The 586-nt window shown below is 61.8% G+C and carries 1 protein-coding gene; it reads left to right on the forward strand.

The genetic code is table 11. The annotated features are described in order from the left end of the window. Positions 1 to 29: 29 nt before the first annotated feature. Positions 30 to 586, forward strand: a 557-nt coding sequence (locus AWU74_RS07515) for a [Fe-Fe] hydrogenase large subunit C-terminal domain-containing protein (RefSeq protein ID WP_438816370.1), incomplete at its 3' end; no start/stop codon positions are given.

The raw sequence follows: 586 nt of genomic DNA on the forward strand, positions 1-586 counted from the left end.
ACAAAAGGGGGCTGAACAGCAAATTACATTTGGTAGTTGACGAGTACGGGATACCGGCAAGCGGCATTGTGACAAGCGGTACTATCGCGGATTGTAATCAAGCGCCTCTCCTTATGGAGGATTTGGAAGCGGGGTGTCTGGAATGCACCAGCGTATGCCCGGTATACGCGATAGAGGGCAACCCGCACGAAGCGCAGCATATCGTGGAAGAGCGCTGCGTGTGCTGCGGGCAGTGCGTGCAGAAATGCAAATCCTACGTGTCGGTCATAGACCACGTGGCGGGCGCGTATGCCAAGAAGCGCGCGGAACGGAATCTGCCGGACACGGTGAGCGAGCCGCTGTTCGCCGCGTACAGCGCGAGTCAGGTGAACGGGGTGCTCGCCGCGCTCGCCGACCCGTCGAAGTTCACCGTCGTGCAGGCGGCTCCGGCGGTGCGCGTCGGCATTGCCGAAGACTTCGGGCTGCCGCTGGGCAGCCTTGCGGCGGGCAAAATGGCGGCGGCGCTCCGCAGGATCGGCTTTAGCCGCGTCTACGACACGAACTTCGCCGCCGACCTCACTAACATGGAAGAAGGCACGGAACTGGT

The sequence above is a fragment of the Treponema endosymbiont of Eucomonympha sp. genome, from assembly GCF_001028545.1.